Origin of the sequence: Natronomonas amylolytica (assembly GCF_037031205.1) — an archaeon.
GTDB lineage: Archaea > Halobacteriota > Halobacteria > Halobacteriales > Haloarculaceae > Natronomonas > Natronomonas amylolytica.
On record NZ_JAYEZM010000008.1, the window covers coordinates 20,382 to 33,417 of the forward strand.

Sequence of the window (13,036 nt, forward strand, 5' to 3'; positions counted from 1 at the left end):
GCGTATGGACGACTACGAGCGGCCTCTGTTCTTCCATCTCATGGAGTACGCCGACGCGGCCGACCGAGACGTCGTCGATATGGTCTCCGGCAACCCCGACTGGGAGGCCCCCGAGGCGTTGCGGTCCGGCCTCAAGGAGTACGCCGACGCGCCCGTCGACGAGTTCCAGTACCCGCCCAGCGAGGGGCTGCTAGAACTCCGCGAGGAAATCGCGGCCCGCCGTGGCGTCGACGTCGACCGCGTCGTCATCACCAACGGCGCCGGCGAGGCCAACTACCTCGCGATGGCCTGCGCGCTGAAGGCGCTGGACGGCGACGAAATCCTCCTGACCGACCCCGTCTACCCCTACTACCACAAGCGGACGGAGATGCTGGACGCCACGCCCCGCTTCGTCGCCGCGGACGATGAAGGGAACCTCGACCCCGAGGATGTCCGCGCTGCCGCCAGCGACGACACCGCAGTCATCGTCGTCAACTCGCCGAACAACCCGACGGGCGCCGTCTACGGCGGCGACGTGAAGGAGGAACTCGTGAGCATTGCCGAAGACCACAACGCTTTGCTCGTCTCCGACGAGGTCTACGACCACTTCGTCTACGACGAGGGCGCCTTCGAGAGCGTCCTGACATTCGATTCCGAGCGGGCCGTCGTCACCAACGCCTTCTCGAAGTCGATGGCCATCACCGGCTTCCGAGTTGGCTACGCCGTCTTCCCCGAGTGGCTGATGGACGCGGTCCGAACCCGCCACATGCTCGTCAACGTCGCCGGGTCGCGGCCCGCTCAATACGCCGTCCTGAAGGCGCTTCGGGAGACGCCCGCCGACTACTACGAGAAGAACCGCCGGATGCTCGACGAGCGCATCGAGAACTTCTGTGCGGCCCTCGACGAAGCCGGGGCCCAGTACACCCGCCCACGGGGCAGTTTCTACGTCATGGCGCGGTTCGACGGCTTCCCGGGCACGCTGGAGAACACCGAACGACTCATCGACGAGGCCGGCGTCGCGGGGATGCCCGGCGACGTCTTCGGCGAGTCCCGAGCCGATTGGCTCCGCTTTGCGCTGGTGACGCCGCGGGCCGACGAGGCCGCCGAGCGACTGGCCGCGTATTTCGCCTGACGCGCTCGGTCAATCCCGCAATCTCGCGGAGACACCGGCGAATCCGCAGTTGTCGCAGGAAACCGTCGCCGCGGAGCCGAGCGTGTAGGCCGACAGTGGCGCGCCACAGCGGGGACAGGGGTCGCCGGCGGTCACCCGGGCCGAGGCCACGCCGGCGACGACGAGGCGGACCCGAACCGCCTCTTCGAGCGTCGGGTCGACGGCGCCGCCCCAGATGACGTGGGCATCGGGGCCGACTCGTCCGCGAACGGCCGTGACCGCATCGCTGACGTCCTCGACGCTCATCTCGGGGCCGCCGAGCAGATCGACGAGGACGCCGCTTGCGGGGTCGGTTTCGATGCCGGCCGGCAGGGAGGCAAAGCCGGCGGCGACGGCCTCCGCCGGCGTGCCCGCGTCGCTTTCCCCGACGCCGAGGGCCGCGCGGTCGACGTCGGCGAGCAGCGTTCGCGCGTCCGCGAGGTCGAGATTGACGAACCCGGGGTCGCGGACGACCGAGACGAAGGCGCCGGCCGCATCGGCGAGGGCGTCGGCATCATCGGCGGTCCCGGGAGCGAGAACGACGGCGTCGGTCCGGTCGTCGAGGGCCGCCAGCAGGTCGCGTTCGCTGTCGGTCGGGCGGTCCGGGAGGGTGACGACGGCGACGTTCAGGGGTGCTTCCGGGGGTTCGGAGGCGGCGACCGACGAGGGGTCGGCGGTCCCGTCGACGGCGCGGACGACGGCGTCGGGGGCGTCGGCGTCGTCGCTGGCCGGAACGTCGCGGCCGACGACCTCGGCGGCCGCGCGACGGCCCGACGAACCGTAGCCGACCACGAGAACCGACTCGGCGAGTTCCGAGGCGGCCGCTTGGAGTTCCTCGTCGGTCGTCATCGGTTCGGATACAGGCGCCCCCGGCAAGACGGTTGTGGGCGATTCAGTCGTCGACCGTCCGTATCAGGCGTACAGTCGCGCTTCGAGGTAGGCGTCGATTTCCGCGCGAAGCGCCTCCCCCGACTCGTCCTCGGCGGTCGCGTGTTTGAACAGCGCGCCCGAAAAGAGCGTATGGAGCATCGCAGCGACCGACTCGGCATCGACCGCCCGGAACTGGCCGGTTTCGATGCCGGCCTCGATGAGTTCGGCGAAGCGCCGCTCGAAGAGGCGGTCGCTCCGGTCGAACTGCTTGCGGTAGCGTTCGTCGTGGGGGGCCTGTCCCCGGAGTTCGACGAGCGCTTGGATGAACTCGTAGCGTTCGGACGGCATCCCCGGTGCGAGGAACTCGTCGAAGGCCGCATCGAGGGTCGCCTTCGGGTCGGAGATCTCCGTCGCCACGAAGTCGGCCTCGTACTGGTCGAGCATGAACTCCAGACACGCCAACAGCAGGTCGTCCTTGCCCTCGTAGTGGTGATAGACCAGCGACGTGCTCTTGTCCAGTTCCGCGCCGATTTTCTCGATGGTCAGCGGCGCGTAGCCGTGCCGACACAGCGCCCGGTAGGCCGCCGCGAGTATCTCCTCGCGGGTCGAATCCGGTGATTCGAAGAAGTCGGTCACCGCCCGGCCCCCGATCCTCGAGATTGATTGAACATTCAATCAAAACGATTATTGTCGGTCGGTATAACAGTATCGCTAATGCGTTCTTCATCGGAAGCCCGTGAGGGCATCCAGCGGAGTGGGAGACGGTCGACGACCGAAGGGAAGGCGGGCTGGGGGCGGTCCCGTGTCGCGTAACCGCACACTTCTCGTCGTCGCGGTCGCCGTGGCCGCTGTGCTGTCGGTCGCCGCCGGGTCGGTCGCCGCCGACGTCAACCGCGGCGAACCCGACATCAAGGTCCACGCGCCGGACAACACGGTATCGCCGGGCAGCGAAACGGTCCTCGAACTGCAAATTGCCAACGACGGCGATCTGGACACCGGGACCCAGCCCGATGCCGTGCTGACCGCGAAGTCGGTGACCGTCGGCGTCACCGACGACGGCCCCTTCGACGTCCGGACGAGTCGGCGCTCGGTCGGGACGATTCCCGACGGGTCGTCGGTCCCGGCCACGGTCGAGTTGGTCGTCCCCGAAGACGTCGAACCGGGTACCTACGAAATCGACGTGCGGGTCCGCTATACCTACTCCGAGTACGTCTCTCAACGGACGCTGCAACGGGACTCCGATTCGGTCACCCGCACCGTCAAAATCGAGGTGGCCGAGGAGCCCCGATTCGAGATTACGTCGGTCGAGGGCGACGTCCAGCCCGGGACCGCCGACACGGCCGAGATAACCGTCGAGAACGTCGGCAGCGAGCCCGCAAACGCCGTTCGCACGACGCTGACCGGCAGCAGCGGGCTCACCCTCGACGGCGGCGCCGCCGAGGCCTTCGTCGGCGACCTCGAACCCGGCGAGGCCGCGACGGTCGACGTCGACGCCCGACTCGCGGAGACGGTCGGGGCTGGCGCCCGGCCGATAGAGGCCACCTTCGAGTACCGGACGGTCGACGGCCTCCAGCGGCAGGCCGGTCCGGCCGTCGGGTCGCTGACGCCGACCGCCGAGCAGTCCTTCTCGGTCGACGGCGTCGAGACGACGCTGTCGGTCGGGTCGACGGGCCGGGTGACCGGCACCGTCACCAACGAGGGGCCGACCGCCGTCGACGACGGCGTCCTCGTCGCCACGACCGGCAGCGAGCGCATCACGCTCGGCGAGGGCGAATACGCGCTTCCCGAACTGGAAGCCGGCGAATCGGCCGATTTCGCCTTCGACGCCGAGGTCAGCGGGCAGGCCGACCCCGGCCCACGACAGTTCGGCTTCGTCGTCGAGTACACCGACGGCGGAACCGAACTCCGCAGCGACCGGCAACCCAGCCGCATCGAGGTCCAGCCCCGCGAGCCGGTCTTCGCCGTCGCGGCCAACGAGACCATCGAAGCCGGCGGCTCGAAGACCGTGACCGTCGACATCACGAACAACCGCGAGGAGACGCTGACCGACATCACGGCCAACCTCTATGCGGACAGCCCGCTGTCGACCGGCACGGACGAGTCGTTCGTCGACGAACTCGAACCCGGCGAGACGACGACCGTGCAGTTCGAACTCTCGGCGGCCGGAAGCGCGATGCCGAACACCTACTCCGTCGAGATGGACTTCCAGTACACCGACGCCCGCGGCGACGAGCGCATCTCCGGGGTCTCACAGCTTCCCGTGCAGGTGACAGAATCCACGGACGGTGACGGCTCGCTGTCGCCGCTGGTGATTCCCGTCGCAGTCATCATCGGTATCGCGCTCGCCCGGCGACGATGAGCGACGCCGAGGGCGGTACCGACCGGCCGGTCGTCGAGCGAATCGACCGTTTCATAGTCGAACGGCCGGGCCTCGTCATCGTCGCCTTCCTCGCGGTGACGGCGCTCATGGTCCCGGGCCTCGGGATGATAACGACGCAGGCCGACACCGACCAGTTCACGGAGGACGTCGAGGCCCAGCAGGCCCAGGAGGAGATCGACGAGGAGTTCGAGGGCTCCATCGGCAGTTCCGATACCTCGGGGACCCTCATCGTTCAGGACGGCAACGTCCTCTCGCAGGGGGCGCTGGTCCGCATCCTAGAGACCCAACACCGGCTCGAAGACCACGGGAGCCTCCGGATTTCCTCCACGAGCAGCCACGCCAATATCGTCGCCCGCCAGCTCGACCCCACCGCCGAGACGCCGCTGGAACAGCGGCGCGCGGTCGAGGCGGCGACCGACAGGGAACTCCGGGCAGCCATCGCCGACGCCGACGCACAGGGCCGTCTCGAACCCCAGCTATCGACGGATTACAACCCGACCCGCGGGCACGCGACCGGCACGATTATCGGCATCACCTACGACCTGCCGGAGTCGGCCTCGACTGCCGAGGTCGCGACCCTGCAGGAGCGGACCGTCGACGTCATCGGGACCGTCGAGGGCAACGACCCCGGCGAGAACGCCATCCTGTTCGGCACCGGCATCATCCAAAGCGAGTTCAACGCCCTGCTGACCGACACCGCCATCATCGTCTTCCCGCTGGCGGTGCTTTTCATCCTCGGCTTCCTCCTTTTGGCCTACCGGGACCCCATCGACATGCTGTTGGGGCTCGGCACGCTCGGCCTCGTGTTGCTGTGGACCTTCGGGCTGATGGGCTGGCTCGGCGTCCCCTTCTCGAACGTGATGGTGCCGCTGTTCCCGCTCCTGCTGGCGGTGGGCATCGACTTCGGCATCCACACCATCAACAGATACCGGGAGGCCAGAACCGCGGGCGAGGACATCGAACCGGCGATGCGGCGGACCACCGACCAGTTGCTCGTCGCCTTCACCATCGTGACGATTACGACCGCCATCGGCTTCGCCGCGAACCTCACCAGCCCCCTCGGCTCGCTGCAGGACTTCGGCGTCGTCGCCGCGCTCGGCATCACGGTCACGCTCCTTGCCTTCGGCGGGTTCCTGCCGGCGGCGAAGGTCCTCGCCGACCGGGGCCGGGCCCGCATCCCCCGCTTCCCGAGTTTCGGAACGACACCGCTCGGTCGGGAGGGGTCGCTGATGGGCCGAGCACTCGAATCCAGCGTCTCGCTGGCACGCATCGCGCCCGCGTTCGTCCTCGTCGCGGCGCTGGTCGGCGGCGCCGGCGCCGCCGCCTACGGCACCGGCGTCGACGCGGAGTTCTCACAGGAGATATTCTTCCCCGACGAGGACCGCGTCGAGCAGTACCAGTCGCTTCCGGAACCGTTCGCGCCCGCCGACTACACCTTCACGACGACCATCCGCCTGCTCGAAGACGAGTTCGGCGGCCGGCAGTTCAGCACGGTCACCATCTACGTCGACGAACCGGTCAGAGACGACGACTCGCTCGAACGGCTCCATCGCGCGACCAGACAGCCGCCGGACTCCTTCCAGCGCGCCGACGACGGCACCGCCGAGGCCGACAGCATCGTCACGGTCATCGACGCACAGGCCGACCGCGACCCCGAGTTCGCCACCCTCGTCGCGCGCAACGATTACACTGGCAACGGCGTTCCCGACCGCAACGTCGACACCGTCTACGACGAACTGCTCGAATCGTCGGGCGAAGCCGAAGCACGCCGGTATCTGGCCGCCGACCGGGGCAGCGCCCGCATCGACTTCACGCTGAAATCCGGCGCCGACGACGACGCCGTCGTCGCCGACGCCCGCCGGGTCGCCGACCGGATGCCGATGGACGCCGTCGCCACCGGCACCCTCATCGTCAACGCCGCCGTCATCGACGTCATCCTCGAATCGGCCATTCAGAGCCTGCTGGTCGCCTTCCTGCTGACGGCGGTGTTCCTGATGGCCTCCTACCGCCTGCTGGAGGGGCGGGCCGTCTACGGTATCGTCAACCTGCTTCCCATCCTCGTGACCGTCGCGCTTCTGGCGGCGTCGATGCGATACTTCGGCGTCGCACTATCGCCCATCAACGCGCCGATACTCGGCGTCTCAATCGGTCTCGGCGTCGACTACGCCGTCCACTTCATGCACCGCTTCGTCGACGAGTACGACCCCGAAACCGACGTCTTCGACGCGCTCCGGGTGACGATACAGGGGACCGGCGGCGCGCTCACCGGCAGCATGCTGACGACGGTCTTCGGCCTCGGCGCGCTGTTCTTCGCCGTCATCCCGCTGATTCAGGAGTTCGGCCTCCTGCTCGCGCTCGGCGTCTTCTACGCCTACGCCTGCTCTATCGTGTTCCTGCCGTCGATTATCGTGACGTGGGAGCGGGTCGCCGACCGAAGCGACCGCGTGCCCTCGCTGGCCTCGGCGTAGGGACGCTACCGGATTTATAAGAGACGTTCGCGCGTGGTGTTCATTCGATATCCGTACGCCGAACGCCGAGCGCCATCAGTCCCAGTCCCATTACGAGGGGCCACATCGAAGACGGCGACCAGCCGAGAGGCGCTGTCGAAGACAGAGGAATTAACGGGTCATCCGTCTCCGTTGTTTGGGTTGGTTCGGGCGTGGCCGTCGGCGCCGCCGTCGCCGTTGGTGTGGGGCTTTGAGTCGGGGTCGGAGTCGATGTCACGGTCGTGGTAGAGGTCGGCGTGGACGACGGCGTGGTCGTCGCCGTTGACGTGGACGACGGGGTTGATGTCGGAGTGGATGCCGGTGTCGACGTCGCTGTGGGCGTTGGCGACGGCGTCGGAGTCGGCGTTGGCGTAACAGTCGCCATCGGAGTCGGCGACGGCGTCGCTGTCGGCGTCGACGGAGAGCCACCTGAAGAGGACCCGCCCGTGCTACCGGAGCCGCCGCCTGATATCGAGGTTTCGGTGGGTGTCGATGTTGGCGTAGGCGTCGGGGTTGCTGTAGGTGTCGGTGTCGGTGTTGCTGTCGAAGTCGGCGTGGGGGTGAACGTCGGTGTTGCTGTCGGGGTCGGAGTCGGCGTGTCGGTGGGCGTCGGTGTCAGCGTCGTGGAATCGGCGACGGGGTCGGTCTCGTCGTCCGACAGCGGGTTCAGTTCGACGCCGTCGACGGCCGAAGCGACGCGGTCGCCCATCGGCCCGGCGGCCGTGGTACCGGCGCCGACGAGGAGCGTGAAGACGAGAAGGCCCGCAACGGCGTAGGGGACTGCCGCCAGTGTCCACGCGGCGAGAAAGCGTGGTCCCTCCGTCTCGTTCCACTCGAAGCGCTCGGCGAACCTGTCGGTCCCGGCGGTCTCCTCGACCGTCGACGTCTCCGGGGCGTCGAGGCCCATATTGCCGGAACGTTTCTGTCAGGTGTTTAAAAGCCCGTTGGCCGTTTCGGGAGCGAACCGGTCGAACGGCGGCGAGACGGCCGCTCGACGGTCAGTCGTCGGCCGGCGTCTCCGGGCGGTACTCGCGGCTTTTCGCCTTCCACTTGCCGGTGTGGAAGCGGTAGTAGTTCAGCACCGCGGGGACGGAGGTTTCGGCGACGAAGGCGAGATAGAGGCCGTAGATGCCCAGCGGCGTCGTCGCGCCGATGTAGACCAGCGGAATCGAACAGCCGAACATTCCGAGTGCCTGACTCATGAACGTCCAGCGGGTATCCCCGGAGGCGTCCAGCGGTCCCGCCGCTGCACCCGAAATCCCCTGCAAGAGGATGGCCCCACAGGCGACCCGGACGAGCGTTATGGCGATGGGCACCTCGGGTGCGGCCGGGTCGGCGACGAAGAGGTTGACGATGGGGTCGGCGAAGGCGAAGACCAGCGCCGCCGAGGCGACGTAGACGGCAAAGGAGAAGCGGATTATCTCGCGGCCGTAGGCCTCGGCGATGTCCTCCGCGCCCGTGCCGAGTTCCTGTCCGACGAGACTGGACGAGGCCAGCCCGAAGCCCCAACCGGGGGTGTTCATCAGGCCCCAGATACGGCGGGCGATGACGAACGCCGAGACGACGTCCTGCCCGAAGATGTCGAGGATGGCGAACATGGGGAACTCCGCGACGGTCCACACGAGGTTCCGGCCCATGACCGGCAGGCCGATGGAGATGAGGTCGGCGATGTTGCCCGCATCGACGTAGTTACCCAGGGGGTCGACGGTGACCGGGAACTCTCCGGCCCCCGGGAAGCGGCCGACGGTGAGGCCGATGGCGAAGGCGGCCGTGACGCCGACGTTCGAGAGGACCGTTCCGAGGGCGGCCCCTTCGACGCCCCAGCCGAGGCCGAAGATGAGGACGGCGTTGATGACGACGTTGGCGACGGCGCCGCCGGCCCGGAGTATCATCGCGGTATAGGAGTCGTCGGCGCCGACGAGGACGCGGCTGCCGACGAGATTGAGGCCGGCGAAGGGCACCCCGAGGCCGACGATGCGGAGGTACTCGCCACCGAGGCGGACCACCTCGTCGCTACTGTTCAGCAGGCCGATGAGTTCCGTCGAGAAGGTCCAGAAGACGGCGGTGAGCGGCAGCGTCGCGGCGACGACGAGGAAGACGCTGGAGCGGACCGCCAACCCCAACTCCTCGTAGGCGTCGGCCCCGAACCGCTGGCTCACGAGGGCGATGGTGCCGCCGGCGATGCCGCCGCCGACCGAGAAGGCCAATCCCCAGAAGGGACCGGCGATACCGACGCCGGCGATGGCCGCCGACCCGACGGCGACGCCGACCATCGCCACGTCGACGGCGTTTTTCGACATTCTGGCGATACCCGTCACGACCCGCGGCCACGCGAGTTCGGTCGTCCGGCGCGCCCGCTGTTCGGTGATGAGGCCGACACGCGCCAGCGCGAGGCCGATAGCGAGTATCGCCAGTCGAACGGGGTTCGGAACGGGAGACACAGCGACAGGGTAACTGACCAGTCAGTCAGGCAAATGCCTGTCGAATCGACGGCGCACCTTCCGGGGCGACGACGTCATCGAGCGACCACAGACCGGGGATTCCCCGGAACCGCACGAATGCTTTTGAAACTCGGCCCGTAACGGGGGGCGTGGACCGCGACCGCGCCCTCCCGCTCGCCCTCGCCCTTCTCGCCATCATCTCGTTAGGGCTGGCAGCCGCGACGCTGGATTCGGCCGTCGTTCCGGGCGGCTCCGGATACGGCGGCAGCGACGCCGGCGTCGGCGACGACAGCCCACGGACGCCGACGCCCGAACAGAACCGGTCGGCCGCCCCCGTCGACGGCGGGTCGCCGGTCGCCGCCTGTTGGCCGGTCCTCGCCGAACCGCCAGCCCTCCTCGCGCTGTTCGGCCTCTTCGTCGCCCTGTTCGCCCTCGTGAGACGAGCCACCGACTCGAAACTCGCTGCCGGCGCCGTCTGTCTCGCCGCGGTCGTTCCCGTCGCCATCATCTGGGGGACGCTTGCGACCTGTCCCTCGCCGGATCCGCCCGACAACGAATCGACGACGGCGACCCCCGGAACCACCGACCCCAACGGCAGTTCGGTCGCCGAGGGGGGCGGCGGTGGCGGCTTCGGCGAGGTCGCCGCCGAGACGCTTTCGTCACCCACCGTGCTCGTGGCGCTGCTTTTCGTCCTCGCGGTCGCCGTCGTGGTCGTCGCAGTGTTCGGCGCCCACGGCGACGACGTGCCCGACGAGGAACCCGACATCGAACCGGCGGTCGACGACGAGGACGTGGCCGCCGTCGGTCGCGTCGCTGGCACGGCCGCCGACCGCATCGAGGCCGACGCCGCCGCCGAAAACGAGGTCTATCGCGCGTGGCGGGAGATGACCAAGGAGTTGGCCGTCGAAAACCCCGACGCGACGACACCCGGCGAGTTCGCCGACGCCGCAATCGCGGCCGGGATGGACGCCGAGGACGTCGCCGAGTTGACCGACCTCTTCGAGACGGTTCGGTACGGCGGGTTCGGCGCGACCGAAGAGCGCGAGCGACGGGCCGTCGAGACGCTCCGACACATCGAGGAGACCTACGGGGGTGAGGCCTGATGCGTCGGCGCGCGTTGGCTGGCCTCATCGCCGCCGTGCTGGGACTCGGAATGCTGTGGCTCCGAGAACTCGCGAACGCCCTCCCGCTCGGCTCGCTCGCCGTCAGCGGTATCGGCGGCCTCACGGTCCTCGTCGGCCTCGAATACCTCCGGCGCCGTCGCGGAACGCCCCGGAAAGCCGCGGACGTCGACCCGCCGGAACCGGGCTATCGGTCGACGGTCCCCGGCGAGGACGTCGACGCCGACCTCGCCACCACCGGGACCGAGGGCGCCGAACGCCGGAGTCGTATTCGGCACCGCCTGCGGGAGGTGACGGCCGAGGTGCTCGTTACCACCGGGGGCTATCGGCCCGAGGACGCCCAGCAGGCCGTCGACGACGGCACGTGGACCGACGACGAGGTCGCCGCCGGCTATCTCGCCGAACCGATGCGGATTCCGCCGCGGCTGCAGGTCCGACAGCTATTCCGCCGTCGGTCGACGACGCGCGTGTTCGTCCGCCACGCGCTGGACGCGCTCCGGGAGGTGCGCGGCGGCCGATGAGGACCAACCGCTGGCTCGGCCTCGGCGGCCTCGCGCTGGTTGTCGTCGGTGCCGGGGTCTTCTTCCGCGCCGCGGGGCTGCTCGTCGCGGGCGCCGTCGCGGCCGGGGTGCTGGCCGCTCGCGCTTCCGCCCCGCCCCGACCGTCGCTTCGGGTCGAACGAACCGTCGAGGACCCGACGCCGGCGCCCGAAGCGGAGGTTCGCGTCGAGGTAACCGTCACCAACGAGGGGGACGCTCTCTATGACCTCCGACTCATCGACGAGGTGCCCGACGGACTGGCCGTCGTCGACGGTCCCGCGAGACACGCGACTGCCCTGCGGCCGGGCACCGCAGCGACGTTCGCCTACACCGTCCGGGCCGTCCGGGGAGACCACGACTGGCGGCGGCTGACGGCCATCGCCCGCGACCCGATGGGTGCCCACGAGATCGAGACGACCGTCGGCGCCGAGACGACGCTCCGCTGTGTCCCCGATTTCCAGAGCGGTTCGGACCTCCCGCTTCGCGGCCTCACGACGCCGTATTCGGGGCGTGTCCCGACAGATATCGGCGGCTCGGGCGTCGAGTTCCACGCCGTCCGGGAGTACCGGCGTGGCGACCCGCAGGCCCGCGTCGACTGGAACCGGGCGGCACGGACCGGTGAACTGGCGACGCTCGAACTCCGCGAGGAGCGGGCCGCGACGGTCGTGTTCGTGGTCGATACCCGTGCGCCGGCCTACGCGGCCCCCGCACCCGAAGCCGAGGGTGCGGTCGAACGCGGCATCGAGGCGACCGCGGGGCTGGCGGAGGCGCTGCTGTCGAACGGCGACCGCGTCGGCGCGACCGCCTTCTCGCCGCTGGATTCGTGGCTTGCGCCCGGCAGCGGGACGGCCCACCGCGCGCAGTTGCGGGAACTGCTGGCGACCGACCCCGCCTTCGGGCCGACGCCGGCCGGCGCCGACCGTCAGTTCATCCCGCGGCTGTGGCGCTGGAAGTTCCGCCAGCGACTCCCCGCCGACGCACAGGTCATGCTCGTCTCGCCGTGTGTCGACGACCCGCCGGTCCAGTTGGCAAAGCGGTTCGACGCGCTCGGCCATCTGGTGACCGTCATCTCGCCGGACCCGACCACCGAGGCCACCCTCGGCGGCGAACTCGTCGGCATCGAGCGGGACCTTCGGTTGGCCGACCTCCGACGCGGCGGGGTTCGCGTCCTCGACTGGACGCCCGCGGAACCCTTCGCGGTCGCCGCCGACCGGGTCGCCGGACGGTGGTCGCGATGAGTGACGCTCGGGCCGCGTCCAGCGGCGGACCGGCACCGGAAGCCGACGCGGCGGGCGACCCCGAAGACGGACGCGACGCGGGGCCCGAATCGCCAGCGGATGCGGAGACGCCGGTCGACGCCGCCGAACCGACCGAGGCCCCGCCGCAGCTCTCGACGGGGCTGGCGCTGGCGCTCGGGACCGTCGCCGCAGCCTTCCTCGCGGCCGGGTCGCCGCTGTCCGGCGCCGTCGCCCTGCTCGGGGTTGCGGCCCTGCTGGCGTCGCTGGCTCGCGCGTCGACCCGCCTGTGTGGATTGGCGGGCGGGTGTTTCGCGCTCGCGCTGGTCGCCGGGGGCGCCACGGGCGCGCCGGTCGCGCCGCTGGTCGGGGGCGCCGTCCTTACCACGAGCGCGTGGGACGTCGCCGACCACGGCATCGGTCTGGGCCGCCACGTCGGCCGCGAGGCCCGCACCTCGCGGAACGAACTCGTCCACGCCGCCGGGAGCCTCGCCGTCACCGGAAGCGCCGGTGCCCTCGCCTTCAGCGGCTACCTCGTCGCGGCGGGCGGACAGCCGACGACCGCGCTCGTCTTCCTCCTGCTCGGTGGCGTCCTCCTGCTGACCGCGCTTCGGGACTGAACACGCCCCGGGCGGTGCTGGTCGCGTCCTTGCTTATAAACCCACGCCGGCGAATCCCGAATGCGCCGCTGGGAGAGCGTGAAAAGCGGTCCGACAAGGAACGGACCGTTTCGGGGGGTGGGGAATACCCGCCAAGTGGGGGCACGCTGGCTTTCCAGCCAGTAGCGGAGGGATAGGTGGGGTGTTACTTAAATCTCGGACGGGATTCAGAAGTC

The 13,036-nt window shown here is 69.5% G+C and carries 11 protein-coding genes; 8 read left to right on the top strand and 3 right to left on the bottom strand.

Annotated elements, in window-relative coordinates:
* The first annotated feature begins 4 nt into the window (after window positions 1-4).
* Window positions 5-1,111 (top strand): pyridoxal phosphate-dependent aminotransferase, encoded by a 1,107-nt coding sequence (locus U5914_RS12295; RefSeq protein WP_336136062.1) that lies wholly within the window; start codon window positions 5-7, stop codon window positions 1,109-1,111.
* Between the two features lie 9 nt (window positions 1,112-1,120).
* Here U5914_RS12295 and U5914_RS12300 read toward each other — a convergent pair whose 3' ends face one another.
* Both U5914_RS12300 and U5914_RS12305 read right to left on the bottom strand, forming a co-directional pair.
* Window positions 1,121-1,978 (bottom strand): hypothetical protein, encoded by an 858-nt coding sequence (locus U5914_RS12300; protein WP_336136063.1) that lies wholly within the window; start codon window positions 1,976-1,978, stop codon window positions 1,121-1,123.
* 63 nt (window positions 1,979-2,041) lie between these two features.
* Entirely contained in the window at window positions 2,042-2,635 is a 594-nt protein-coding gene (locus U5914_RS12305) for a TetR/AcrR family transcriptional regulator (RefSeq protein WP_336136064.1), read from the bottom strand.
* A gap of 166 nt (window positions 2,636-2,801) precedes the next feature.
* On the opposite strand from U5914_RS12305, the gene U5914_RS12310 reads away from it, so the two are divergent.
* From U5914_RS12310 to U5914_RS12320, 3 genes are all read left to right on the top strand, one after another.
* Window positions 2,802-4,358, top strand: coding sequence for a COG1361 S-layer family protein (locus tag U5914_RS12310; protein ID WP_336136065.1), 1,557 nt, complete (start codon window positions 2,802-2,804; stop codon window positions 4,356-4,358).
* Window positions 4,355-6,847, top strand: a complete 2,493-nt coding sequence (locus U5914_RS12315) for an efflux RND transporter permease subunit (RefSeq protein ID WP_336136066.1) — start codon at window positions 4,355-4,357, stop codon at window positions 6,845-6,847. Before U5914_RS12310 ends, U5914_RS12315 begins: the two co-directional genes overlap by 4 nt.
* Window positions 6,848-7,107: 260 nt before the next feature.
* The gene (locus U5914_RS12320; protein ID WP_336136067.1) at window positions 7,108-7,641 is read left to right on the top strand and encodes a hypothetical protein; all 534 of its coding nucleotides are present in this window, start codon (window positions 7,108-7,110) and stop codon (window positions 7,639-7,641) included.
* Between the two features lie 222 nt (window positions 7,642-7,863).
* On the opposite strand, the gene U5914_RS12325 is transcribed toward U5914_RS12320, so the two are convergent.
* The gene (locus U5914_RS12325) at window positions 7,864-9,306 is read right to left on the bottom strand and encodes an MATE family efflux transporter (protein WP_336136068.1); all 1,443 of its coding nucleotides are present in this window, start codon (window positions 9,304-9,306) and stop codon (window positions 7,864-7,866) included.
* Between the two features lie 149 nt (window positions 9,307-9,455).
* Here U5914_RS12325 and U5914_RS12330 point away from each other — a divergent pair, with 149 nt between their 5' ends.
* From U5914_RS12330 to U5914_RS12345, 4 genes are read left to right on the top strand one after another with little or no spacing between them, the layout of a single operon-like run.
* Window positions 9,456-10,409, top strand: coding sequence for a DUF4129 domain-containing protein (locus tag U5914_RS12330; RefSeq protein ID WP_336136069.1), 954 nt, complete (start codon window positions 9,456-9,458; stop codon window positions 10,407-10,409).
* The gene (locus U5914_RS12335; protein WP_336136070.1) at window positions 10,409-10,948 is read left to right on the top strand and encodes a DUF7269 family protein; all 540 of its coding nucleotides are present in this window, start codon (window positions 10,409-10,411) and stop codon (window positions 10,946-10,948) included. The genes U5914_RS12330 and U5914_RS12335 overlap by 1 nt, the downstream gene beginning before the upstream one ends.
* Window positions 10,945-12,204: a DUF58 domain-containing protein gene (locus U5914_RS12340; protein WP_336136071.1), complete on the top strand. Its 1,260-nt coding sequence runs from the start codon at window positions 10,945-10,947 to the stop codon at window positions 12,202-12,204. Before U5914_RS12335 ends, U5914_RS12340 begins: the two co-directional genes overlap by 4 nt.
* A complete protein-coding gene (locus tag U5914_RS12345; RefSeq protein ID WP_336136072.1) occupies window positions 12,201-12,821 on the top strand; it encodes a DUF7519 family protein in 621 nt (206 codons plus the stop codon). Before U5914_RS12340 ends, U5914_RS12345 begins: the two co-directional genes overlap by 4 nt.
* The last annotated feature ends 215 nt before the right edge of the window (window positions 12,822-13,036 follow it).

Bases quoted from the DNA above. Each gene is read 5' to 3' on its own strand.
- U5914_RS12335 (WP_336136070.1), top strand. From the start codon at position 10,409: ATGCGTCGGCGCGCGTTGGCTGGCCTCATCGCCGCCGTGCTGGGACTC.
- U5914_RS12345 (WP_336136072.1), top strand. From the start codon at position 12,201: ATGAGTGACGCTCGGGCCGCGTCCAGCGGCGGACCGGCACCGGAAGCC.
- U5914_RS12295 (WP_336136062.1), top strand. From the start codon at position 5: ATGGACGACTACGAGCGGCCTCTGTTCTTCCATCTCATGGAGTACGCC.
- U5914_RS12315 (WP_336136066.1), top strand. From the start codon at position 4,355: ATGAGCGACGCCGAGGGCGGTACCGACCGGCCGGTCGTCGAGCGAATC.
- U5914_RS12300 (WP_336136063.1), bottom strand. From the start codon at position 1,978: ATGACGACCGACGAGGAACTCCAAGCGGCCGCCTCGGAACTCGCCGAG.
- U5914_RS12340 (WP_336136071.1), top strand. From the start codon at position 10,945: ATGAGGACCAACCGCTGGCTCGGCCTCGGCGGCCTCGCGCTGGTTGTC.